Origin of the sequence: Halovenus rubra (assembly GCF_026586665.1) — an archaeon.
Lineage (GTDB): Archaea > Halobacteriota > Halobacteria > Halobacteriales > Haloarculaceae > Halovenus > Halovenus rubra.
On record NZ_JAODIY010000006.1, the window covers coordinates 77,920 to 101,819 of the forward strand.

The 23,900-nt window shown below is 56.0% G+C and carries 19 protein-coding genes and 1 pseudogene; 10 read left to right on the forward strand and 10 right to left on the reverse strand.

Annotated features, from left to right (window positions below):
- The first annotated feature begins 45 nt into the window (after positions 1–45).
- Complete coding sequence (locus N5098_RS06015) at positions 46–693, forward strand: hypothetical protein (RefSeq protein ID WP_267636820.1); 648 nt, start codon at positions 46–48, stop codon at positions 691–693.
- Between the two features lie 340 nt (positions 694–1,033).
- Here N5098_RS06015 and N5098_RS17765 read toward each other — a convergent pair.
- The 10 genes and pseudogenes from N5098_RS17765 to N5098_RS06065 all read right to left on the reverse strand — a co-directional run.
- Positions 1,034–1,159: pseudogene (locus N5098_RS17765) on the reverse strand (DUF8168 family protein); the annotation flags it as partial.
- A 388-nt stretch (positions 1,160–1,547) separates the two neighbouring features.
- The gene (locus N5098_RS06025) at positions 1,548–2,579 is read right to left on the reverse strand and encodes a phosphate signaling complex PhoU family protein (protein ID WP_267636822.1); all 1,032 of its coding nucleotides are present in this window, start codon (positions 2,577–2,579) and stop codon (positions 1,548–1,550) included.
- Positions 2,580–2,581: 2 nt separating this feature from the next.
- The gene (phoU, locus tag N5098_RS06030; RefSeq protein WP_267636823.1) at positions 2,582–3,259 is read right to left on the reverse strand and encodes a phosphate signaling complex protein PhoU; all 678 of its coding nucleotides are present in this window, start codon (positions 3,257–3,259) and stop codon (positions 2,582–2,584) included.
- A 3-nt stretch (positions 3,260–3,262) separates the two neighbouring features.
- Complete coding sequence (pstB, locus tag N5098_RS06035; protein WP_267636824.1) at positions 3,263–4,204, reverse strand: phosphate ABC transporter ATP-binding protein PstB; 942 nt, start codon at positions 4,202–4,204, stop codon at positions 3,263–3,265.
- On the reverse strand, positions 4,197–6,851 hold the full coding sequence (pstA, locus tag N5098_RS17535; RefSeq protein WP_368407997.1) for a phosphate ABC transporter permease PstA: 2,655 nt from the start codon (positions 6,849–6,851) through the stop codon (positions 4,197–4,199). Before pstA ends, pstB begins: the two co-directional genes overlap by 8 nt.
- Complete coding sequence (gene pstC, locus N5098_RS06045) at positions 6,848–7,972, reverse strand: phosphate ABC transporter permease subunit PstC (protein ID WP_267636825.1); 1,125 nt, start codon at positions 7,970–7,972, stop codon at positions 6,848–6,850. Before pstC ends, pstA begins: the two co-directional genes overlap by 4 nt.
- Positions 7,973–8,032: 60 nt before the next feature.
- Complete coding sequence (locus N5098_RS06050) at positions 8,033–9,202, reverse strand: substrate-binding domain-containing protein (protein WP_267636826.1); 1,170 nt, start codon at positions 9,200–9,202, stop codon at positions 8,033–8,035.
- A gap of 154 nt (positions 9,203–9,356) precedes the next feature.
- Positions 9,357–9,578: a zinc ribbon domain-containing protein gene (locus N5098_RS17540; protein WP_267636840.1), complete on the reverse strand. Its 222-nt coding sequence runs from the start codon at positions 9,576–9,578 to the stop codon at positions 9,357–9,359.
- Positions 9,579–9,653: 75 nt separating this feature from the next.
- Complete coding sequence (locus N5098_RS06060) at positions 9,654–10,568, reverse strand: ABC transporter permease (protein ID WP_267636827.1); 915 nt, start codon at positions 10,566–10,568, stop codon at positions 9,654–9,656.
- The gene (locus N5098_RS06065; RefSeq protein ID WP_267636828.1) at positions 10,565–11,635 is read right to left on the reverse strand and encodes an ABC transporter ATP-binding protein; all 1,071 of its coding nucleotides are present in this window, start codon (positions 11,633–11,635) and stop codon (positions 10,565–10,567) included. Before N5098_RS06065 ends, N5098_RS06060 begins: the two co-directional genes overlap by 4 nt.
- A 584-nt stretch (positions 11,636–12,219) precedes the next feature.
- Between N5098_RS06065 and N5098_RS06070 the strand changes: the two genes are divergently transcribed.
- The 9 genes from N5098_RS06070 to N5098_RS06110 all read left to right on the forward strand — a co-directional run bounded on the left by N5098_RS06070 (position 12,220) and on the right by N5098_RS06110 (position 23,674).
- Entirely contained in the window at positions 12,220–12,891 is a 672-nt protein-coding gene (locus N5098_RS06070) for a DUF4166 domain-containing protein (RefSeq protein WP_267636829.1), read from the forward strand.
- Complete coding sequence (locus N5098_RS06075; RefSeq protein WP_267636830.1) at positions 12,888–13,853, forward strand: YndJ family protein; 966 nt, start codon at positions 12,888–12,890, stop codon at positions 13,851–13,853. The genes N5098_RS06070 and N5098_RS06075 overlap by 4 nt, the downstream gene beginning before the upstream one ends.
- A gap of 709 nt (positions 13,854–14,562) precedes the next feature.
- On the forward strand, positions 14,563–15,285 hold the full coding sequence (locus N5098_RS06080; protein WP_267636831.1) for a hypothetical protein: 723 nt from the start codon (positions 14,563–14,565) through the stop codon (positions 15,283–15,285).
- 102 nt (positions 15,286–15,387) lie between these two features.
- The gene (locus tag N5098_RS06085; RefSeq protein ID WP_267636832.1) at positions 15,388–17,184 is read left to right on the forward strand and encodes a spermidine synthase; all 1,797 of its coding nucleotides are present in this window, start codon (positions 15,388–15,390) and stop codon (positions 17,182–17,184) included.
- Positions 17,181–17,702: a DUF2617 family protein gene (locus tag N5098_RS06090; protein ID WP_267636833.1), complete on the forward strand. Its 522-nt coding sequence runs from the start codon at positions 17,181–17,183 to the stop codon at positions 17,700–17,702. The genes N5098_RS06085 and N5098_RS06090 overlap by 4 nt, the downstream gene beginning before the upstream one ends.
- 17 nt (positions 17,703–17,719) lie before the next feature.
- Complete coding sequence (locus N5098_RS06095) at positions 17,720–19,951, forward strand: potassium channel family protein (RefSeq protein ID WP_267636834.1); 2,232 nt, start codon at positions 17,720–17,722, stop codon at positions 19,949–19,951.
- 74 nt (positions 19,952–20,025) lie between these two features.
- A complete protein-coding gene (locus tag N5098_RS06100) occupies positions 20,026–20,985 on the forward strand; it encodes a DUF8108 domain-containing protein (RefSeq protein WP_267636835.1) in 960 nt (319 codons plus the stop codon).
- Positions 20,986–21,447: 462 nt separating this feature from the next.
- A complete protein-coding gene (locus tag N5098_RS06105) occupies positions 21,448–22,362 on the forward strand; it encodes an ATP-binding protein (protein WP_303651847.1) in 915 nt (304 codons plus the stop codon).
- Between the two features lie 280 nt (positions 22,363–22,642).
- Entirely contained in the window at positions 22,643–23,674 is a 1,032-nt protein-coding gene (locus N5098_RS06110; protein ID WP_267636837.1) for a DUF2332 domain-containing protein, read from the forward strand.
- Positions 23,675–23,900 lie beyond the last annotated feature (226 nt).

Genomic DNA, 23,900 nt, shown 5'->3' on the forward strand with positions numbered 1-23,900 from the left:
ATATTGACCAATAATGGTAAATACTCTGGGAAACATGATAAATATATGAGCGAATGGGCAATATACATTACTCTTATCCTTCGTGAGGATTCGGAGATGGTGCTTTCTGATTTATTGGATTCTATCGATGCTGAGGAAAAGTATAATTACTTTCATACGAATACTGAAGTATTATTAGAAAATAGATTGGAGGGGGCCAGTCTGAGTGTAAGAAATGATGATCTACACGCATATTCCTACAATAAAAGTATAATCCTATTCCACGTACTTGGCGAGAGACTCGAGCGGTCATATGGAAGACAACTGCTCGACTCGGCACTGGCCTTCGTCCCGTACCTCTATCGAGAGTGTGATCCCGAGTATATGTTTGGGATGCACGACTGGCGTATTGAGAGGATCGGCGAGAATCAACCGCATGGGTTGCCGTCACCAATCACTGAGGACGGACTCGCAGACAGGCGGATTGAGCATCCGACATGGTTGATGCTGTTCCCGCCCGCAATGGTTGAGACATACGGTCGGGACTGGCTGTTGGATCTCCCTGCCGAGACTGTCGAAGAGTTTGACGACGGGGCGATCATGACTGTTGCGACCGAGTCGATTCTTGACCACGACTCACCCACCGAGATTGCCGAAGCAGTCAATGAGGCCATGGCTCCCATTGAAGACGCCTTCGAGCAGCGCGACCTGTAGAGCCGTTTGAAATTGCGTTCATGTTGGCTTATCAGTTGTTGGTAATACGATTTCTTTATTCAGTCTGAACCACGAATATTTGTCGGGCGATTCATCGTCGTTCATGGATTCACTCACGAGCGTAATCAGCCCTTCCTTTCTGATTCCTGACACTGTTCGCCGACCGGCTTCACGCGGAGTTTACCGAAGCCGTATCGGGAGTGTGAGCCGACCCCCGTGAGGCCGTTCTTTGCGGTCTCTACCGGGCGGTCACCGAGGTACTTCCGCTCACGTAGTCCGGGTGGCCGATGTAGTCCATCCACAGATCCCACAGCACTTGCTGAATCGCCGTCATCGGTCGCCTCCAGTCTGTGAAGTCCTCGATGTACTGGAGTGCAAAGCTCCAGGACTGCGTCCGCCGCAGGTTCGCATCGAGCGTCATGTCGTACTTGTCGCGGTCGGTGTCCAGCGGGTGCGCAGTTAGCCTGAGCGAGGGAAAGCAGTTCACGGCGGGGCGGTTCATGCAGGCCATTGAAGACGACCTCTACGGCCTCGAGATTCCTGCTAAAATCTCAGAATCTATAGATGTATTCGACCGGTTGTTTCTGTAGCCGCGCACCCGACTAAGGCGCCGATTTGGTTTCGACCCGAGAACTGAATAAAGAAACCGCACTACCAACTACTGTTAACGGTAAAACCTATGTGACTAAGCTGTTCTGATCGAGCCTCGAACACTCCACAGAAGGACTCGACTATTGGGTAGTTGACCGTTGAGGCACTGTCTAGTTCAGCACCGCTTCAGCCGAAGTCGTGCCATCTAACGCTTGATTCGGTCGATGGCGGTTGCGTAGTGTCTGAAGCGTCTCAGCCGCCGATTAGGACGGGTTCGTTTCGGCGGTGCCGGTCTCAGCGAGTTCGCCGTCGCGGATAGCCATTCGAAGCGCGAAATCGGCGATGTTACCGCCGTGCTCGGCTGTTCTTGCGAGGCTGTCGAGGGCGCGTGTGAGGCGGTAGTCGGCGTCACCAGATTTGAACAGCTGGCGGTCGAGGTCGGTTATCCGCTCTCGTACAGCCCGGCGGGTGGCAAGGGTCTCTCCGGCAGGCGCAACACAGGCGTCGCCGATGATGATGCTGACGGCGTCTTTGATCACAGTGTGAACGTCCTGCGAAATGTCTTCGAGAGCTGTGACAATTGGCTCGTCAGGCTGGCCGTCGAGGCGGCCGGCGACAGTGCCAATTCGTTCGGCATGATCTGCCACGTGTTCAAGTTCGTTTGCGGTCACCCAGAGGCTGAATAGCTCGGGGCGTGTCAGCCCAAGCGCATCTATCTCGTCGAGCCGGGCCAGTCCTCGCTCGAAGTAGCGGTCGATCATAGCGTACAACCGGTCGGCTTGGTCGTCACGGTCGACCCACCGGTCGCCGGTTGTCCCGGTCGTGAGCGCGTCCATTGCGTCCCGGTACATCGACAAGGCGACGAACTGGAGCTGGCGGACCGACTGTCTGACGGACACCTCGTTGGCGTCGAGAAGCGTCTGAACCGTTACCTGTGATTCAGTCTCTTTGGCAACGGTCACGCCGGTCAGGGTCCGGGCGACGTGTTCGATGGCCCGGTGTTGCTCGTCGGTGTAGCCGTCGGGGTCTTCGAGGGCGACGGTCTCGACGCCGGCAGCGTAAGACGCCCGAAGCAACTGCTGTATTTCTGCCGGGTCGTCGTTTCCAACTTCCAGGGTGACACGGTTTGGCGGCGCAGTCCGCGGTTCTGGGGTCTGAATCACGAGTAGGCCGTCGATGTGCGTGTGGATGTTGACCGTCGTACCGGCCGTACAGCCCTCCGATTCGGCCCACTCTTTGGGTAGGGAAACGGTGAACGTGCCGCCGCCGACGCTCTGTATCTTTCGGCTTTCCATAATTAGTAGAGGAGTTCGGAATCAGTTTCGACCAGGTACAGCGTGCGTGCGGCAATGTTGACAGCGTGGTCGCCAACGCGTTCGAGGTCCCGCAGCGTAAGTAAAAGCCAAGATATGTCGTCGAGGAGTTGCTCGACCGCCCAGCCGTCGTCCGTGTCAGCCTCCCGATCGATGAGATCACGGGCGACAGTCTCGCTGGCTCGCTGACAGAGCACATCGACTTCGTCGTCGTCAGCCGCGATAGCGCGGCACTCCTCGACATCTTCCCGCCGGTAGGCGTCGATACTCCGTTCGAGCATCTCGGTGGCTTTGTGGCCGATTGTATCGACGTTGACATCGGGGACAAGCTGACGGTCGGCCGACTGTGCATACGCCGCGATATTCGTGGCGAGGTCCCCCGCGCGTTCGAGGTCAGTAAGAATCTTGAACGAGGCAGCGACAAAGCGGAGGTCGGTCGCGACCGGCTGCTGGAGGGCAAAGAGGTCGATACAGTCGGCTTCAAGGTCGAGATATAGCTCATTAATCTCGTCGTCGCCGTCGATGACAGACTGTGCAACCTCGGGGTCAACAGTCCGGAGCGCGGTAAGCGCCACGTCGAGCCGCTCAACGACAAGGTCGCCCATGTCGACAACAGCATCCCGGAGTTCGTCTAGTTGTTGTTGGTACGACTCGCGTGACATAGGTTACCCGAACTTCCCCGTGATGTAGTCTTCGACGCGCTGGCTCTCCGGGCTCTCGAATATCTTGTCTGTGTCGTCGTATTCCACGAGTTCGCCGCCGGTGAGGAACACAGCGGTCTGGTCAGAGATACGAGCGGCTTGCTGCATGTTGTGGGTGACGATGACGACGGTGTATTCTTTCGACAGTTCCTCGACGAGGTCCTCGATTTTCGACGTGGCGATTGGGTCGAGTGCCGAGGCCGGCTCGTCCATCAGGATAACCTCAGGATCGACAGCCAGACAGCGGGCGATACAGAGCCGTTGTTGCTGGCCGCCCGAGAGGCCGAGCGCGTTGTCGTCAAGACGATCACTGACCTCGTCCCACAGGGCGGCCTGCTTCAGCGAGTGCTCGACGAGTTCGCCTTCCTTCGCCGTGTCGTCGCGACCGAACAGACGCGCGAGCAAACCTTTGTTGATGTCGCCGTGCTTGCGCGGGCCATACGAGATGTTCTCGCGGATGGATTTCGGGAAGGGGTTGGGCGACTGGAACACCATTCCAATACGTTTGCGTAGTTCGACGAGGTTAGCGTTGGGGTCGTATATCTCGGTCCCCTCCAACTCGACCGAGCCGTCGATGCGGGCGGCCTTGATGCGGTCGTTCATGCGGTTCAGACACCGCAAGTACGTTGACTTGCCACACCCTGATGGGCCGATGAGTGCCGTGACACTTTTTTTTGGAATCTCCATCGAAACGTCCTTGAGCGCGTGGTCGTCGCCGTACCAGACGTTAAGATCCTCGACCGAAAGCTTCGCGTTGCCGTCGAAGTCGTACTGCCGCCACGCCTCGCGGATCCGCTCGTCGCTCTCGCCGGCGGTTGTCTCGGTACTCAGCGAGTCGGTTTCGATCGTCTGCCCGCTGTTCGTTTGCGTGTCAGTGCTTGCCTCCGTGTTGATGCTATTACTCATAGTTGAGTTTCCTCCGGAAGTATGTCCGCGCCATGATACCGACCGCGTAGAACGTTAGCACCACCATCAGTAGGATGAACGCCGTTGCCCACCCCATCTGTGGTGACCCTGACACCCCGGCTGCGATGACAGCCCACACCTGTGTCGGCAGTGACGCCGAGGCTGTCATCAGAGCGTCGTTGACGATAAACGGCGGCTCCGAGACAAACTGGAAGCCGTCGATGACGTTGACGCCGGCCTTCGCGTTCAGCGTCGACCCGAGGACGAGAATGAGTGGAGCAGTCTCACCGGCGATGCGGCCAACGCCGAGGATAACGCCGGTGATAACGCCCGGCATCGCCGCCGGCAGAACAACGCTTTTGATGGTCTCCCACTGGGTCACACCCAGCGCAGCGCTGGCGTCGCGGTACTCGTCCGGGACAGCCTTGATGGACTCTCGTGAGGTGATAAGCACCAGCGGTAAGAGCATGAACCCAAGGACCAGCATCCCGGTCAGCAGAGACTCGTCGCCGCCCAGCCGTGGAATCAGGAACGCCGCCCCGAACAGGCCAAAGACGATGCTTGGCGTGCTCCAAAGCGCGTTTGTCGCGGTTTCGACAACCGCGGTGAACCGGCCCTGCTCGGCGTATTCGGTAAGGAACACTGCTGCACCGACCCCGAGCGGGACCGCGAACAGCGTCGCACCGATGACCAGCCACACTGTACCGATGATAGCAGGCATGATTCCGCCGGGCTCGGCCCCAAGCGGAATGTAGGCCTCCATCACCATCGGCCACGAGATACTGCCCTTGTTGGCGACGGAGACGCCCAGAACAGTGAACGATGTGCTGGTAACAGCTACGTGCAGGCCTAATAGCGCGGTGAATCCGGCTGCACCGACGAGACCGAGTCGCCTCTCCTCGGCTAGGACCCGCCGGGTAATCGTCTCTTCGCTGGACCGCTTTGCGACGGTCGTAAGGGCCACCAGTGCAAGCGAGGCAACCGCGGCTCCGAGTGCGATTACCGGCACGAGGTTTACCGGACCGACCTGTGGATTGATGCCGGCAACGGGCTGGAGCAACAGGGTGGCCAGCAACAACCCGAGTCCGCCGAATACCCCCAGCGTGAACAGCGGAGCCTCGCGCTGTGCGCTGTCCGCCAACGTCGGTTCGTCGCTTGTGAGCACGCCGGCGAGCGGGTAGACTACGAGGCCGCTCGCGGCGACCGCACCGCCGACGACAGCGGCGAATCCAAGCGTGCCGCCGAGTGGCAGGCCAAACGGGGCAGGACCGAGAACCAAGAAGAGTGTGCTGAGCATGACAAACACGAGAACCACGGTCGGGACCGCCCGTCGAATCAAGCGGGCCCGCTCGGACTGTACCCCGACTTTTCGAAGCGAGCCGAACGAACGGAAGAAGGCGACTGCAAGCACCATTGCCAGCGCGGTCAGCAGTAGCGTTCCGATTGTCGTGTCGGGCGTCACCGCGACCGCCGTATCGAGCGTCTTGCCCTGTCGGTTGACTTGAACGGTGTAATCGTAGACATAGCGTAGCGGGGACCCGGTGACGAGCACGCTCGCAAACATCGCGGCGAGAGCGCCGACTGCCGCCAGCGGGAGGACCCGAAATAGCTGTCGAGCGCCACTGTTCCAATCATTCGTGCCTGCAGGTGTGCGAGCGAACTTGACTGCGACGAGAAGGGCTGGCGTCAGGAGAACCAGTGCGGTGAGTGCGCCGACTGTGAGTCCGTGGACGGCGTAGCCGGCCCCCTTGACCGTCACGAACACGACGATTGTCGCCATCACGGCCACCATCAAGAAGGCGTTGAGGTTGATGACGAGGAAGGCGCCGTACTCCCGGCCACGGGCACCGAACCCGGCCCGGCACTTGGCGGCCGACCAGGCCGACAAGAGCATCCCCGATAAAAGAAAGACAGGGATGACCGCCCCACCTGTAAAGCCACCGGAGAGCGTCTGCGGGTTCCATTGCCAGCCGACACCAATGGTGCCGGTCACGATTGTCAGTCCGAGCGCCCCAACGACAATAGCCGTTGGGAGCGTCGAGCCAAGGTCCTCGCGGGGGAGAATCGTCAGCAAGAACAGCCCGACACCGGCGACGGCGGCCCCGCCGAGCCACAGACGTGAGCCGAACCCGGTGAGCGCACCGCCGACGGCTGCCCCCATAACAAGACCGATCACGCCAAGCGCGCCCCCGGAGAGGAGCCCGGCGCTCATGTTTGGTTCCGCGTCTACGAGTTCAAGCCGGGAGGAGACACCGGCGGCAGTGATCGCCAGCGCCTCGGCCAGTAACATGATGCCGAGTAGCGTCGCCATCGTCACCGGAAGGGCCGTCGCAAAAGCGGTCAACGCAAGTGTCGAAACGACAAGTCCCAGTCCGACACCGCGCACCCGCTGTGAGGTGACCGGAACGACGTTGGCATAGGAGGCGAGGCTGGTGATTCCGACCGCCCCGACGACAACAGCAAGGAGCGTCCCAAACGCCGTGGTAAGGGTACTGCCGCTGGCACCAGGCGGGACCAGATTCACGAGCGTGACGAATCCAAGCATGAAACCGACGACGCTCAGCGCGATTGCCGTATCGAGTCCCCGGTCGTAGATGTTCGACTCCGCACTGACAAGCTGATCCGTGGTTGCGTAGGCGTTACTCATTGTTGCCCCTTGAGTTTCCGCTGCATGCGTCGTTCGATGTACTGTGCGACGATACTCATGCTGGCGACGATGACGAACAGCATGACGCCAGCGACGAACAGCACCTCAACAGTGCTCTCAGATGCGCTCCCGTACTGGGTCGCAATCAGGCTAGTCAGCGTCGTGTTCGCATGGAAGATGTCGAACAGTGGGTCAGCGAACTGCGTCCCCGAGGCCATGATCGCGGCGACGGCCATCGTCTCGCCGATGGCCCGGCCTAGACCGAGGATGACAGCCGCGGAGATGCCCGAGAACGCCGCCGGGATGGAAATGCTCTTCATCGTCTGCCACTCGGTCGCGCCCATGGCGACGGAGCCGTCACCCATCGATTGGGGCACACTGGAGAGGGCGTCCTCGCCGACGGAGACGACCGTTGGTAGCGCCATCACACCGACGACGAGGCCTGCGATGAGGAAGCTCGCCCCGTCATCGAGGAAATTCGTCTGGATGAAGCCATTCAGCACCTGAAAGCCGATGAACCCGTAGACGATAGAGGGGATGCCGGCTAGGATTTCCACGCCGGGCTTGATGATTTCTCGTAGGCGGTCGCTGGCGACCTCGGAGATGAACAGCGCGCCAAAGAGGCCGAGTGGCCCCGCCACCGCGCCCGCAATAATGGTGACGACCACCGTTCCCCAAATCATCGGTATTAGCGAGTACGCCCCGCTCAGAGGGTTCCAGAACGTCGAATCAGACGGGAGGACGCTTTCAAGCCAGAAGAACCAGCGGCTCTCTCCATTATCCTGTTCTGGGACCAGTAGCAGATCGAGCCCATGATCAAGAAACGCTGGCAACGCTCTCGCGAACAGAAAGAAGGTGATGAACCCGACGGTCAGCACTGTTAGTACCGTCGCGATCAGTGTGAGAATGCGTGCGACTTCGGCCTGGTAGGTAACCCATCCGACCGCCGTAACAAACACGAACGCGAGCAACATCGGCAGCGCTATCGCTGGCAGAAACAGGAAAGCAAAAATCGTCACTGCCAGTGTCAGTGCTATCGTGACAACGGCGTACGTCGCCCCATCGACTCTGTCTCTACTCGACACCGACTTCCCTTTTTTTGTAGTTATGTCATCTGTCATAGTATGGAAAATCGACCGAAACGGCCGACGGTCGTCCAACTATACCACAGTTGCGGGTGATTACACCTGGTCGGGGAGCTTGGCGCGTTCTTCTTTGCGGCGGCGCTTGCCAAGCTTGAAGTAATTGTTCGGTCCGACGAAGGTGTCCTGACCGAAGTCGGAGAGAATCAGGTTGATGATAGCAGCTTCCTTCATCGAGGTCCCTTCCCACGTGTACATGTGGAGGTCCCGCGAGAGGGGGTATTCCGTCGAGTCGAGGCCGTTCTGGTCGTCCTGGTAGCTGTAGGTTGTTCCTTCCCACTCCAAGGAAATGGGGGCCAACCCGTCAGAATCGATGAACGCCAGCGCAAGGTAGCTAATAGCGTTGTCGGCCTGTCCAACGGCCTGGGCGAGGCGCTGGTTCTGGCCAAAGCGGGTGGCGACGGAGGTGTCCTCTTTGGGATTGCCAAAGACATTGGAAACAAAGGAGGTTCGCGTCCCGGAGCCCTTGACGCGGCCGAGCACCTGAATCTCTTTGTCCGGGCCACCGAGTTCGCTCCAGTTGGTGATTTCGCCCTTGTAGAGGCCTTTGAGCTGGTCACCGGTGACCTTCTCGATGCCAGCGTTAGCAATCTCTTCGGAGACGACCAGTGGCTGGCCGTCCACGCCGACGACGTGGTCGACAAACTGCTCGTAGGAGTCACGGTCCGGAAGTTCGTCCTCAACGTTTCCAGAGGAATTACCGAGGTCGTTCTGGCCGTTCATGACCTTCTCGACGCCGGTTCCGGAGTGAGAGAGTCCAACGGTAAACTCGAACGGCGCCCCCTCCGCACCGCCAGCCTCGAACCCGTAGAGGCCTCCCCAGTAGTCGGCTAGGTTCTGGTCCGTGTCGATGCTGTACTTGTCGTGTGGCCAGTACTCGCTGTCGCTGGCCGGTCGGTTGGCGTTCCAGTATGAGGCAGCGGAGTTGGCGATAGGATACACCGTCGAGGAGCCTCCAGATTCGAGCGCCTTCGTGTCGCTAGAGTCTCCCTCTTGGCTCGTCTCCGTCTCGGTGGTCTCCGTTTTGGTGTCCTCCGTCTCGTTGGTCTCCGTCTCAGTGTCTGTGTCCTCGTCTGAACTTTCATCCGGCTCAGAGTCACTGCCCCCACTAGAACAGCCAGCGATTGCAGCGATACTGGTCGCACCTGTCGTTGCGATAAATTTCCGCCGCGATACGAGGTCTGACAACCCGTTTGAGTCCTGCGCCATCACCAGATTCCAGTGGGACCGATAATAAATAACCTTATAACAAACCTATATTTTCTGCTGTATTACTATATAGATAGAGTGTGGTAAACTCCCACAATCAGCAATTATATATCAGCAGTATTGTCTGCTTTAGGCCCTCGAAATTCCGGATACGCTAGACATATCCAATTTTGATGCCACACGCCCGACGGTTGAGTCGTTTCTTGTGGCGGTTCGCCCGTTTTGTATGCCCACACAGCGGGCATTGCTGGCTGGTGTATTTTAACTCAACATCGTCTGATGGGATGCCGTACCACGAGGTTGTGTGAAGTCCGTGGGCATTGAGACGCTCAGTCTCAACGACTGAGTTGTGAGTACGATTATAGTGAACCGCAATTTACGACCGCTGATTGCTGAGGTTGGAACAAGAACGGTAGCGGGCGACTTTCACGAGCGTCGAAGAAATCGCTCGCTACTGGACCTCTGCTCGCGAACGACGCTTGAGAGACCGTGCTGCGATACCCCCTAAAACCACGTTGAACCCCACGAGAATCAGGACGGCGGGGACGACGACAGCCCAGGGCGCCGGTAGCGAGGAGACGGTAACTACGGCGGCGACGTCTTCTCCGAGGAGGAGCGCTCTGATGGCGTCGACACCATACGTAATCGGGTTCACGATGGCGATTGTCTGAATCCATCCGGGGAGTGCCGGGAGTGGGAGGAACGCACTCGAGACAAACAGCAGCGGGAAAGTCAGCAGGTTCGCGATCATAATCGTCGCTTCCCGGTCACCAGTCACCAGTGCCACGATGTTCGAGAAAGACATAAACACGCCACCAAAGATCACAGCGACGACAACCACACCGAGGAGACCAAAGATTCCGGTCCGTGCGAAGGTACCGAACGACGCGCCCGTCTTGAGCGTCAACAGCGCGAATCCCAGGCCAAGGATTATGAGCGTCTGGACCGCGATTCTGATTACCTCCGACAGAATCTTGCCGAGGAAAATAGCACTCCGATTCATCGGAGAGACGAGAATTGTTTCGAACATTCCTGTCTCCATGTCATCGACCAGTCCAATCCCAGACACGGCCGCGGCGGCCAGCGCTGATTGTACGATGATCGCTGGCGTGAGATACGTCACGTAGTGAACGTCGGCCACAGTCTCTGCAAGAGCGGTACCAGCGATTGCGCCGAACACTTCAGCCACCAACACAAAGAAGATGACCGGCTGGATCAATGACGAAAACGTCACAAACGGATTGCGAGATGTCTTCAGGAGCCACCGCTCGAGGCTGAACCGAACGTCAGTGAGGGTATTGGTCCCGTCGGCCTTTCGAGCGGTGGTGGCACCCACGATGGGTCCATCATCTGAACTTGAACTCATTTCATGACCCTCTGTTTGGCCTCGGCCTCAGCCTCGGTTTTGGACGGTTCCTTGCCGTCGCTGTTGGACTGCTCACCGGTGAGTTGAACGAAGACATCATCTAGCGTAGGCGACCGGATATCGAACCCGGTGACGGTGATGTCGGCCTCGTGAAGAGAAACGAACAGTTCACTCGTCCGCTCCCGTGCGTTCCTGTCTCTGATACGTAATCCAGACTCAGTGGTCTTGACGCTCGGGTCGTCGAAGACGTCCGACTGACGGACAACGCGCTCCGCGCTGTCGATACTCTGTGAGGACGTATCTGTCACTTCCAGTTTGAGGATGTCACCGCCAACGTCCGACTTCAGGGAGTCCGGCGTATCCGTTGTGAGTAGCTGTCCGTCTTGGATGATCGACAGACGATCACAGAGTCGGTCGACCTCTTCGAGGTACTGCGTCGTCAGGAACACGGTTGTTCCGTGGTCGTTGATCGACTGGAGGTACTCCCAGAATGTAAGCCTCGCTTCGGGGTCCAAACCGGTTGTCGGCTCGTCGAGAAAAACCACGGGCGGCTGATGAACAAGTGCGGTTGCGGCGTCCAGCCGCTTTTTCATCCCGCCCGAAAAGGTCTCGGCACGCTTATCGGCCACGTCGAGAAGGTTGACCAACTCAAGCAGTTCGTCAACACGCTGTGCCCGCTCGCCCTCCGGTACTCCGTAAATTTTGCAGGCGAAACGGACGTTCTCACGAGCAGTAAATTCTTTGTCCACGCTGGTTTCCTGAGACATATAGCCTATCGATTCACAGACAGCTGTCGGGTTTTCGGAAACGTCGTATCCGTTGATCTGCACAGTCCCTTGTGTGGGATGTAACAGCGTGACGAGCGTTTTGATAGTCGTCGTTTTCCCCGCGCCGTTCGGTCCCAGAAATCCGAAAAACTCTCCCGAACGCACCGAGATATCTACGCCCTGAACGGCTTCTGTCCCATCTTCGTATGTGACATGGATGTCACGAGCGGTGATTGCGAGATTCTTCTCTCCAGGTCCATTCTCGTCGTCTCTGCTCGGGTTCGTATCTGTGGGTTGCATGGCTAGATGGATTGTTCAGCATCTTTTCGTGCTAAGTCTGTCTCTCAGTGATATGGCAGTTTAAATACGAAGGCGCAGTGAGCGGATAATTTCACGTAAGCAACGGTGGCTGAGTTAACGCCATCGTGATTTCAGGATTCAGCCCCACAAGGGTTCGTCTAAAACAATCATCGGCTAGGTCATCGCCAGAAACCGTCCGATCCAGAAGTGTACCTGTTGATGAGTGACAGCCGACACATCAGCGACGAGCTTCAGAGCAATTGCTGTTCGTCTCGTCCAAGACCCTGTTCGTGAAGTCTGTGAAGCTTCCATTTTCTCGCTTCCGATATTTTAGATATTTCTATACTTCCTCTCTTACACCGACCTTTTCAGCAGGTGATCTGAAGAAGTCCTGTACTCAACTAGCCACTAACATATCTTCCGGACAACACAGGGATGGGACCTCGATACACGGCGACGCTACGGCAGTCCCTCAAAGAAAGTTTTTATTCTCTGGCCGGTCGAAATCAAGACGTTATGGTAACCCCAGACACCAGCCCGCGTCGCACCGAGCCGATGGCTGACGCCGCGCCCTGGAGGCTTCGATGACCGGCGTTTACGAGCGGGCACTCGGCGACGATGTCGACGACCTCCATCTCAACGTCCGGGACCGCTACAGTCTCGGCCCCGAGGATGGCGTCACCGTCGGCCGCGGACGGATGGACATCTCTCGTGGAGTCCACACGCTGCCGGCACTGTACGCGATGACGGCCCGAGACATGCTCTTTCCCGAAGCTGGTGAGGACGTTCGCTTTGCTGTGACCACCGTTGGCTACGAACTCAACGGCCACGAGGCGATGACCACACGCCGAGTCTTCAACTTTGAGGACACCCGCCGGCGCTTCGATAGCGTGACCGTGTGGGACGCCGAGAACGAACGGTTGCTGGATTACCTGGGGCGAGGAGGACCTATTGTGACGGAACTGCACCCCCGCGTTGAGAACGAAGCGCTGGTCGTTGAAGCGGGCCGCCAGTGGCTCCACCGCAAGGGCCAGTACCTCTCTTTGCCCGACGTGATGGCTGCCGGCGTCGAGGTCCGTGACCGCTATGACGAGGCCGGCGAACAATACCACGTCTTGGCGACCGTCAAGAACCCGCTGGCGGGTCACATACTTAGCTACCGGGGGAGCTTCACTCAGGCCGACGAAGACCGCAAGGACCACGAGCTCGAACAGCTCAAGCCGATTGCCCGGCTCCCAAAACTCCCGCCCGCATGAGTACACCCACGCGCGATGGTACCGCTGCAACCGACTCGGTCCCCGCTGTCAGCGGCGTTGCCGGCCCCGACGCGAGCGCCGCGTTCGGTGCCACAATCTGGGCGGTCGCGGTGTTTGTCGGGGCGCTCGGAAGGGTCCCGAGAGCGCTCGCACTGGCACCCCTCGTGCTCGTCCCGCTTGGCGTGGGGATGGCTGCCCGTCGTCCGTTTCCCGGAGTCGCCGGCCAGTGTCTGCGTGTGGCGGTGTGGTGCCAACCTGTCGGCGCACTGGGATTTACCGCCTCACTCGCGCTTGACGTCACGGGCGTGACCGCCGCCGCGCTGGCTGCCCCGTGGCTGCTCGTTACCGGTCTGCTCGGACTGGCCGCGCTCTTTCGGACCACGGAGCGGGGCGGCTTCGCCCTGCCTGAGACAGCCATCGACGCCGGGCTGGCGTACGTTTCCGTCGGCGCGGTCGCCCTATTGCTCTACCACCTCGATATTACCTTCTGGTTTAGCTCGACGATCATCCGCCTGACCGCCGTCCACTTCCATTACGCCGGATTCGTATTACCCGTTGTCACGGGGCTGACCGGCCGCAGCGGTCACCTAGACACCCGTTTGTGGAACACCCTTGTCAGCGTCATCCTGGCCGGGCCAGCCATCATCGCCGTCGGCATCTCTTTCTCGCCGCTCGTTGAGGTGGTTGCGGTGGGCGGGTTCACGGTCGCTGTGGCGCTGTTTGGCTGGTATGTCCTCTTTCATATCGTACCGACCCGGCCCCGCCGGCAGGCCGTCCTGCTCGGCGCGTCGGCGGTCGCGCTCCCAGTGTCAATGGCGCTGGCGCTTGGCTACGGTGTCGCAATCTTCTATGGGATGTCTCTGGGGCTCGACATCGCTACGATGGTCGCTCTACACGGTTCGCTCAACGCCTTTGGCTTCGCGCTGTGTGGGCTGGTCGGGTGGCGTCTCGACGGGACGTAGCGCGGCTATGACGAGAAAGTTTGGGGTAGGCTGTGCTCTGACTCTTTTCGTCGACGAGGATAGACGTCGGTGCGCTTGTCTTCTTCGACGTTACACGGCCGCTCATACTGGTGGCTGTAATTCTTTGAATCGCTGATTCCTGATTCGCCAGACGAGAGCACCTCTTTTAGAAAATACCAGGTTCGAATCTTCACATACTTACAGCCATCAGTATCAGCAGAGGTAACAATTTCCACGGATGAATCATACTGGTGGCTGTAATTCTTTGAATCGCTAGTTCCTGATTCGCCAGGCAAGAGCCTCGCTGTTAGAAAATACCAAGTTCGAATCTTCACGTACTTACAGCCATCAGTATCATGAAGATATACTCCGGACAGTTTCCTGTTTTGCCTGTAGGGTGCCCCCAACTTGGAACCCTGAGAGGGCGTCAGTCGGCGGCTTTAGCGCTTGTTCCGTACGAGAGTAAACTGTTTCAGAATCAGAAAAATTGCACACTTATATAATACCTTCAGTGAAATAGACATAAATACATGAGTTCGCAGTTCGCCCTCGCCGGTAAACTCGGCTGTCCCAAAAGCGCATGAAAACTACTGGTTGCGCGCTCATCGACCGAATCGTGGTAAGTATGGGATTTTAACTCGGGTTCACCAGTACAGCGAGGATGGACACCACACTAACGCCGTTCGAACACGGGAAGACCTCTCAACATATGAACCGACGTACCTTCATTCGCACAAGCAGTATTGCACTCACAGGACTCGTCGCCGGGGCTGCCGGCTGTACGGACAGCTCGGACACTCCACCACCGCGCCGATCCAGCGTCATTGAAACAGTCGCTGTGGATACAGAAGCAGACCAACTCATGGTGGAACTTGAGCCAGCCGGGGATCGCTGGGTCCAAACCCGCCGTGATGTCGATGACAGTGACGTAACCCAACCACAGAGTGATACTGGCTCTCAGTCGTCAGTGTCTTTCTCGCTGATTGGCTCGGCCCGTGCCGCTAAAGGGCGGGGTACCACGAGTCGCGCCAGCACCAGCTACAGTTCAGCCCCCACAACGCATAAAGGCCGAGCACATTACGGTGGTGGCGCATACGTTGGAACGTGGTATAACGACCATGACGACGAAGTTGAACAGTATCCAGTTACCGTCGATACTGTCGGTATGGCGTATATCGGCGATGAAGAAACGTTTGAGGAACAAGACCCTGGGCCCGGCCCGCTCAACTGGGATGAAACTACTGATGACCCTAACGGTGAGGTCCGATTTAGCGCCAATCGGTCTCCGGGTTGGTATCGTATCGGGACTGAAGTCGTCATTCCTGGCGAGGAAAGCGTCGATCTTGGCTGGGAATCCATCGATGCGCGAATTGAACCGGATGGCAGTGAACCAGCAGTCACAAAAGAGTGGAAACTGTCACCACGAATCTAACACCTGGATTTACCGTAACGTATCGCATTGGGTGAGTTTGACGCCGCTGTGTGTTGTCAGCCGTCATGCACGGGGCGAACTTGATATCTCCAATCATAACGTATGCAAATAAAACCACTCATAACACCGTCGAAACAAAGCGTGTTACACGTCACAGCGCTCGTTGTTGCGCTGTGTAGCTTCGCGTACGAACTCGTTTATTCTGAACTGTTAACCATCATCTACGGCGGGACCGTGACCCAATACGGTTTAACTATTGGGTTATTCTTCAGTTCACTCGGAATCGGATCGTACCTCTGCCAACACCTCGATGATAATCGTCCTTCGAATTTCTTCCGTGTTCAACTCTACCTTGCGTTCATCGCTCCGGCCGGGTTTCTGTTCATCTTGTGGCTGAACACTGCGAGCCCACTCGCTAACGTTCCATCAGTCATCCCGCAAGCTATCGCTCGAACACCAGTCATTGCTGTCGGCGTCTTGTCCGGCTTCGAACTCCCATTGCTGTTGTCGATGGTGAACAACACAGAGCAAGACACGATTGCCCACAGCGGTGTTGAACGCGCTCACAACGCGGTGAGTTCTGGCTGTCGCCGCGTCACCAGCGTATTATTTCACACTGCAAGTGGAGACAGTGACTACACACAGTATTCGACGGTACTAGCAATGGATTATCTCGGCGGGCTTGCAGGTGCACTCATCTATGTCTTCTATTTGTACCCTGAACTCGGCCTAATCCCCTCCGTGTTCGTGCTGGCACTGCTGAATTGTGTTGCCGCTCTCATGTTCACACTGCGATTCAGCGCGCGTCCATGGGGAATCTTCAACAGTCAAGAATCTCCTGGTGTTGAATCTGCTGTTGGGACTCGTGAACACGCCGCAGTCTTTATTTCGTTATTGTTGCTGACGAGCGTTCTCGGCGGTGCTGTCGTCAGTCATGACACCGTTGACCAAGAACTCAGTGAATATTACATCGAAGACATCATCGAAGATGAATACCCATCTGACACCGTTGAAGCGTCCGTGTCCACCCTCTCTACAACCCAACACCAGCAAATCGTTCAATACGAACGACGTTGGGTTGGTGACTCTGACAACAAATTATTCCCCGGGAGTTCTGAAGAGTGCCTCCGGTTAGACACCGCGATTCAACTCTGTGACAGCTGGGCAAACTCCTATCATAATGGCCTCGTCGATGTTCCGATGACGATGTTTGAGAACTCAACCGCCACTGACGTGTTACTTCTTGGTGGCGGTGACTGGATTGCTGCTGACCATCTCCGTGAACACGGTGTTTCCGTTGATCAAGTTGATCTTGATGGTGAATTCATGGAGCAATCGAAAACCAACGAGTACCTTTCCCAGTACCACAACGACGCCTACCAGTACGAGCACTTGGACTCACATCAACAAGATGCGTACACGTACCTTGCGAACACCGACGAAACGTACGATCTTATTTTGCTTGATCTCCCCGGTGCAACATCGGATGATACGCTGCGGTTGTACACAACTGAGTTTTACGCGTTACTGAACGAACACCTCTCAACTGATGGTGTCCTCGGGACATGGACGTACTCACAGTACTCCTACGGTGACCATCACAAAGCGTACCTGAACACCGTCTCAGATGCCGGGTTCACGTCCCAACTCCCGTACTGGGCGTACGACGACCTCAACAACAACGGTGAGACGCAACTCGGTGAACGGTTCTACCTGTTCAGCACCGAAAAGCGCGCCAAATCACTCACACCACACACTGGAAGTAACTATGTCCAACGGTACAGTGAGAGGTACAGCGAGGCATCGTGGCAGGATATCCCGACATACGACGGAGTTGAAGTGAACAGCATCTTTGACCCGAATTACGACGTAATCATCGACTCATATCCAGACCCATGACTGCAACACAGTTACACCTCGTCCAGACCAGTGATGAACAGTCACTGGGTGACTACGACGTGAAAACCACCATGACTAAGACGTTACTCGGTGAAACAGCTACATTCGCCGTTATTGGGAGTTCACACTACATTGCCTGCCCGACTCTCGGGTTCTATGAACTTCTGTCCTGTCGTGACCTTACCAGCGTTGACACGTTAACGATTCCACTGACCGTCGGTGAAACAGCCCAAATCACAGCTACTCACGACACTATCACGACAGAAACGGTGATCAATGCGCAACCGCTGCGAGAGTTTCCCGGGCTAGAAGCTGCTGACATCGCCTACCAATTCAGTGAGCAGGCGTATACAACAATCACCGTGCGTGGGCAAACCGAATACGAAACCTATCATACGTACCCGGAGTACGACCTCGCGTTGTACAGTCGAACTATCGCACAGCACCGGTCTCACGCCAACCGCAGCCAGCGGACTGAAGTACAGTCTCTCGGCGCTGATGCTAATCAAACACGCTAATCCGTCAAACGATATCTATGGATTCACAACCTGACGTTTCGACCCAGGACACCGATGAACAGACCACGACCCAATGCACGTTCACGCTCGACCCAACCGATTCGGATGTTAGCGATGAGACATCGCTGACAGAGCCATGGGACTGCCCGCATGCGACACACTCAGACTTCGATCTGTGTCCGTTTCACTTGTCTGTAAGTGAGCGGGAAACAGCGGACATTAGCGATGACGACATCGTCGAGTTAGCCGTTGAGAAACTCACAACGGGCACGCCTGCAGAGCGTGAACTTATCGGTACATCACTTCCTGAACTCCCGTTAGGGTACCTTGACATCGAAAACACTACCCAACACCCACTTGATCTGCGTCACAGCACGATTCGCGGTGATATAACCGCGGTACAGACTCGGTTCGAAGAACAACTCGACGTGCGACACAGCAACGTTGGCGGCTTCATCGCAGACGACGCTCGATTTGAAGATGGGGTCCTTGCAACAGACGCGTCATTTGATGGCGACGTATCTCTGTTTGAAGCGACCGTGAGCGATGGGAACGCCGAATTCAATAACGCACTGTTTGGTGGACATGTTGATTTCAATGAGGTCACGTTCACCGACGACGTAACGTTCGCTGACGCCGTGTTTGCAGGCGAATCCTCTTTTGCCGGCGCTGAGTTTCATGGCCGAGCCGCTGAAATCGATGACAAAACCACGTTCGAGAATGCCACATTCAACGATGTTGCCAACTTCAAACACGCGAAGTTTGAATCAACCGTGTTTCACAATGTGTCTTTCGACGACGACGCGATATTCACTCATATCGCGGCTTCAGAATCGCTCCGATTCACTGATGCCGAATTCTCGGCTGATGCTGACTTCCGTGAAGCCACGTTCAATGGCGATGTAAGCTTCGACCAGGTTGTGTTCGGTGGAGGAGCGCAGTTCACCGGTGCCGAATTCTATGGTGGCGCTGCCGTTGTCACTGACGACGTGACGTTCAGTCACTCAGTGTTCGATGGCGGTACGATGTTTGAACACTGTACATTCGGGTACGCAAGCTTTGAACACGCCACGTTCAACGATACTGTCACGTTCGAGCGGAGCGACTTTGCTGAGGACTTGACGTTCGCTGACGCAGCGTTCCAAGACACGGCAGACTTCGATGAGATTACCGTTAACGGTGACGCGGACTTTGCAACCACGACGTTCCATGCGAACGCTGTGTTTCGCGGCTCAGAATTCCGCGGCGGCACGAATCATCTTGAAGACGATGTGATTTTCGATGATGCTATGTTCAAAGGCGATGCAGACTTCCATGATGTACTGATTTCTTCAGCATCGTTTATGAGAACTGAGTTCTACGGCGATGCGGGCTTTACTGACAGCGAATTTACTAATCGTCTCAACATGGAAGCCGTGTCACTCGGCACAGACACGTACGTAAACTTCACTGACGCCGTCATGCTTGATGGGTCCATTACCCAACCTAGCGATGGCTGGGTCAGATTCGACTTCACGCAAGCCACCATCGGTGACGTCGAACTGGCAGCAGCCACGCAATCAGACCGTCGGGAACTCCTTGATTATTTCCGAATCTGTGATACAGACTTCGACGGGTTTGATTTCTCTGCACACACCGAATACCTTGACCGGAACGGATGGATACTCCACGAATTTGATTCCGGCGACTACCACGACGGCTACACGGTCTCTATGACGCCTGAAACCATCGAACGGACGTATTTAAAGGCCAAGCGAAACGCATCCAATCAAAGTAACATCAAAGCCGCAGGTGAATTCCGCGTGAAACGCCAGCAGAATGCACGAAGTAAGTTCTTTGCCATTGCACGAGATGGGTCCGAAACTCTCCGAAACCGCGTCCGAAACGGACTGCGTGCCGCTGAGAATTACTTCCTCGGGGTTACATGCGGGTACGGACTCCGACTCTATCGAATCGCTGTCGTGTTTATTCTGTTTCCGCTGCTGTCGGCTGGGCTCTTTGCGTTCGGCGGCCCGGTATTCGAGACGGATGCTGGACAACTTAGCATTGCTGAAGCTCTCGGCGGTGAAAAGCTCCAAACTCTTGCGCTGAACGTGTACTTCAGTTATATCACGTTCCTCACCATTGGGTACGGGAACATCGCACCAGACGGCCTCGGCGCGCGCGCTGTCAGTGCGTTGCTTGTATACGCGAACGTGATTCTCGCCGGGCTTGTCCTGTACGCGCTCATCAAACGGAGCGAAGTATGACCGAAATCCTCATCGTTCACATACCTGCACGCAGTATCAACACATAACACGAAACCCGTACTCCTACTACAACAATGACTCAGCCAAATCAGACATATACCGGCGACGTAACGCTCAACGGTGATGAAACGCCACCAGTCGAAGTCACTGGCCCCGAAAATGTCTATCTCAGACACGACAGCATCCGCGGAGACCTACAAATCACAAACGCAGAGTATGTATACACCGCTACTCCGGCAGGTGAAACCGTCGAAATTACCGACACAAACACGACTATCACCGGCGATATTGAGGATGGGTACGCTGACCCTCAGGGTGTTAGCGGTGACGTTGTGGTTAGCAATGCTGAAGACGTATTCATTGAACACGGCGCTGTTGAGGGTGACGTACAAATCATCGGCGATGAACAGCGATTTACCACGCAATCTCCCACCCAGACCCCAAGCCTTGGCAGGCACGACACTGTAATTCAGGGCTGGAAGCGTTCACAGACGGTCCCTGACCCTGACGTTGGCGTAAGTGTTGTCGGCGCTCAAAATACTGTTACAATTCCAGACGTGGAGAATAACTTCGAACTATACATCACCGGCGTTGACAACACCGTCAGAGTTGAGGGACACCGGATCACGGCCTCCATTCACTTTATCGGAGCGGACAACACTGTCGAAACCAGTCCGTACGTGAACACGACCGTGAAAACTGACACCGGAATCGATAATTCTGTCAACACCGATACCATCCCTGTCGAAGATCTGATTGAAACATCAAAGAAAGAAGCCTACAGCAATGCATTCATCGGCCGGAAAAAGATCATGTATCAACAACCAGCGCCCGAGCAACCACACTGCCCATCGTGCGGTGCGGACGCTGATGCAATCATCGAACGATGTCGTGAAGACGCGTGGTTTCTGTTCCGTTATCCGATTTATCACTTCGAAGCCGACGGTGATGTGTACGAATGCGATGAATGTACAACCACAGCGTTGAATGACGTATTGCTTACCGAACAAGAACGTAAACAAGCATTCCAGTAGCTCTTTTCAGAGAGTGGAGCCGAACGACGACTTGTCTCTTCAAATCTCTCTATGCGCCAAAAGTCACCGTCACAGCACGCTTACCATCTGTGACTACATTCAAAATGACCATCTGACCCACGAAGAGGCATGGACGCTCATCACGAGAATTAGCCTACATCAGTGCTGGAATAAGAGCCCCTACGGTACCAAGCTCATGAAACAACTCGACAACTAGGGACTCGTGTCCAGATTTGAGATTCGTTTCGACCAAAGACTGTACTGGTGCTGTGTTTCTCTCTTCATGGATTGTCGCCCGTCAATAAAGTACATAACCGACAGGCCCATGGAATAACGATAGTGGCCAGAGAAAATCGCCGGTCTGGGGACCACAAAGAGAGTACCGGCGAGTATGACTCTCGGCTGGACATTGCCAACAAACTCATTGACCCGGGAGATAACGAAGGGGTATTCAGCAGCCGGATGAGCAATGTGGCAAAGCTTCTGTGTGCCTTTGCCCGCAAGCTTGGTGGGGATATTGACGAGGTATCTGACTTGCCATTTACCGAGGAATCGGGCACCGACGGGATGCCGGAACAATTGTATGTCCGCCACGACGATGAGATGCTCAACCAGCTGACAAGCTGGCTGTTACAGCGCCAGCATATCGGGCTCATCAGCCCCTACGGGACGGGAAAGACGGCACTTCGGGAGATTGCTGCTCGGGACCTTGGCAGTCGTGATGATTTCGTCGTGACGATGATTGAGAACCCGAACGCGACGACAGAGCGGGGTCTCTACGAGACGGTCATCACGGGTGCGGACACGGCGGGGTACGAGATTGACACGACCAACTACTCGCAGATTCGTGACGGAATTCCCTGGGCAACCGCCGAAACGCGTGAGGCCGTCGGCGAAGTTGTCCGAGCTGCAGCCGACGACGACGTGACCATTCTGCTGATCATCGACGAGATTGAGGATTTTCCCGCGGAATTGCTTTCGCCGATGCAGACTGCCGCCGACCTGGGTGTGCGGCTGTTTTTGACTGGAACACCAGACGGAAAACGGCGTCTCGCAAAGTTTCGGGACACGCTCGACTCCCGCGTACGCTACTATGAGCGGATTGAGCCGTTTTCGCCAATCGACGTTGCAGAATACATCTCCCGTTCGTTTGCGTACATGCGAAACGAATCTTACGAGGGACAGAATCCACCCTTATTTACTGCCGACGCGATCCGCCTTATTCACGATCTGACTGATGGAAACCCGCGGGGGGTCCGGCTTGAGTGTATGGATCTGTTTGCTCGGGCAGCCTTTGTCTGGCGTCGTTCTGACCGGCCCGTCGAACGGATCAACATCACACCAGCACTCCGACGCCGCGGGATTTCGATGTCCTGAGACTTACGCGAGACAGTGATCGTTTTGAACTCAACCTGTCGCGGTCAGGCTGGTTGAAAATTCGACAAGAAATCGTCGAGACACAGGGACTGGAGCTGACGGCGTTTGTAAACACGAAAAAACGTTAACCACGATAAGGGCCGTCCGGAGTGGATTCATTGGTTAACTACCGTTCTTAGGAGGTCAAACCCCCACATCACCACACTATTCAGTCTTCTCTGAACACCACCGCTGGAAGGGTACAAAACTACGAAGTGCCGCCAGCAGCTACAGCTCAGATATGGAATCTGTTCGTGAAGAATTTCGTTGGTTTGCAGACTGGGCAGCAGGGACTGCCCCACTGTATGAGGTTCTGGCTAGTCGTACGGCAACAGATACACAACTCCTTCGGATTGCCGACGAATCTCCGGACAGCCAGCCGGCTCCAAACCTGCTTTTTGCCGCTGCCCATTATCTTCTGCTTGATGATTCTTCACACCGACTCGCAGAGTTCTATCCAACCTGTGTTACGGACCCACGCAGCCCCGACAGAGAGGAGACATTTGAAGCCTTTCGCGATTTCATTATGGAAAACGAATCAACAGTCCGGACGCTGATTCAATCACGACGGGTCCAAACAAATGCCGTTGGGCGCTCGGCTCTTCTGTTTCCGGCGTTCAAACAGCTTGTTGAGAACCATGCGGAACAACCTGTTGCACTTGTCGAAATCGGGAGCAGCGCTGGTCTCAACCTGTATTGGGACAAATACCAGTATCAGTACAACGGGTATGGAACATACGGGGCGTCTCACTCACCAGTACAAATTGAGTCAGACGTGCGTGGAAACACTGTGCCGCCGTTCTGGCGCTCGGAGCCAGAGATTGCACAGCGCGTCGGTATCGACAGTAATCCACTCGATGTGACCGATTCGACTGACGCTGAATGGCTCCGCGCACTGGTCATGCCAGACCAACAGTGGCGAGTTGACCGTCTCGACGATGCAATTTCGCTGGTTCGTAATGAACAACCAACCATTGTTGAAGGTAATGCGCTGGATGTCCTTCCTGAGATACTTGCAGACATTCCAAAAGAGTATGATATCTGTGTGTTCAGCACATTGGTACTGTACCAGTTTGAAACCGAACAGATTGCCTCTCTCCGCCGGCTGTTAAATCGGGCGAGTCAAGAGCGCACAGTCCACTGGTTATCAGACGTCCCAACTGGTGAACAGACTCCACCTACCTATCGTTCTGTTTCGTTCGATGATGAAATAACAACGCGAGAAATTGCTGAGTACAAAGCCCATGGTGAATGGATTCGGTGGCGTGACTGACTGAATCCCTGCTTTGCGGTGCTCTATCTTGATTCAGCGAGAGAATCCCGCCCTTCCCGTGAGTGACGAGTGTTCCGACGCGCTGTCGGAACCGAGGAGCGAACAGGGCGGGAGTGAATCGCGTAAGCTCTGTGCAACGAACCACTTGGTTTCTCCCTGCTGAATACCTCACGTCACAAGAGTTATCTGACTTGGGTATATTAGATATGGCAAGGCCAAATGGAGT

Bases quoted from the DNA above. Each gene is read 5' to 3' on its own strand.
- N5098_RS06090 (WP_267636833.1), top strand. From the start codon at position 17,181: ATGACTGCAACACAGTTACACCTCGTCCAGACCAGTGATGAACAGTCA.
- N5098_RS06075 (WP_267636830.1), top strand. From the start codon at position 12,888: ATGAGTACACCCACGCGCGATGGTACCGCTGCAACCGACTCGGTCCCC.
- pstB (WP_267636824.1), bottom strand. From the start codon at position 4,204: ATGAGTAATAGCATCAACACGGAGGCAAGCACTGACACGCAAACGAAC.
- N5098_RS06095 (WP_267636834.1), top strand. From the start codon at position 17,720: ATGGATTCACAACCTGACGTTTCGACCCAGGACACCGATGAACAGACC.
- pstA (WP_368407997.1), bottom strand. From the start codon at position 6,851: ATGAGTAACGCCTACGCAACCACGGATCAGCTTGTCAGTGCGGAGTCG.
- N5098_RS06085 (WP_267636832.1), top strand. From the start codon at position 15,388: ATGCAAATAAAACCACTCATAACACCGTCGAAACAAAGCGTGTTACAC.
- N5098_RS06100 (WP_267636835.1), top strand. From the start codon at position 20,026: ATGACTCAGCCAAATCAGACATATACCGGCGACGTAACGCTCAACGGT.
- N5098_RS06060 (WP_267636827.1), bottom strand. From the start codon at position 10,568: ATGAGTTCAAGTTCAGATGATGGACCCATCGTGGGTGCCACCACCGCT.
- N5098_RS06110 (WP_267636837.1), top strand. From the start codon at position 22,643: ATGGAATCTGTTCGTGAAGAATTTCGTTGGTTTGCAGACTGGGCAGCA.
- N5098_RS06015 (WP_267636820.1), top strand. From the start codon at position 46: ATGAGCGAATGGGCAATATACATTACTCTTATCCTTCGTGAGGATTCG.
- phoU (WP_267636823.1), bottom strand. From the start codon at position 3,259: ATGTCACGCGAGTCGTACCAACAACAACTAGACGAACTCCGGGATGCT.
- N5098_RS06065 (WP_267636828.1), bottom strand. From the start codon at position 11,635: ATGCAACCCACAGATACGAACCCGAGCAGAGACGACGAGAATGGACCT.
- N5098_RS06050 (WP_267636826.1), bottom strand. From the start codon at position 9,202: ATGGCGCAGGACTCAAACGGGTTGTCAGACCTCGTATCGCGGCGGAAA.
- N5098_RS06080 (WP_267636831.1), top strand. From the start codon at position 14,563: ATGAACCGACGTACCTTCATTCGCACAAGCAGTATTGCACTCACAGGA.
- N5098_RS06025 (WP_267636822.1), bottom strand. From the start codon at position 2,579: ATGGAAAGCCGAAAGATACAGAGCGTCGGCGGCGGCACGTTCACCGTT.
- N5098_RS06105 (WP_303651847.1), top strand. From the start codon at position 21,448: ATGAGCAATGTGGCAAAGCTTCTGTGTGCCTTTGCCCGCAAGCTTGGT.
- pstC (WP_267636825.1), bottom strand. From the start codon at position 7,972: ATGACAGATGACATAACTACAAAAAAAGGGAAGTCGGTGTCGAGTAGA.
- N5098_RS06070 (WP_267636829.1), top strand. From the start codon at position 12,220: ATGACCGGCGTTTACGAGCGGGCACTCGGCGACGATGTCGACGACCTC.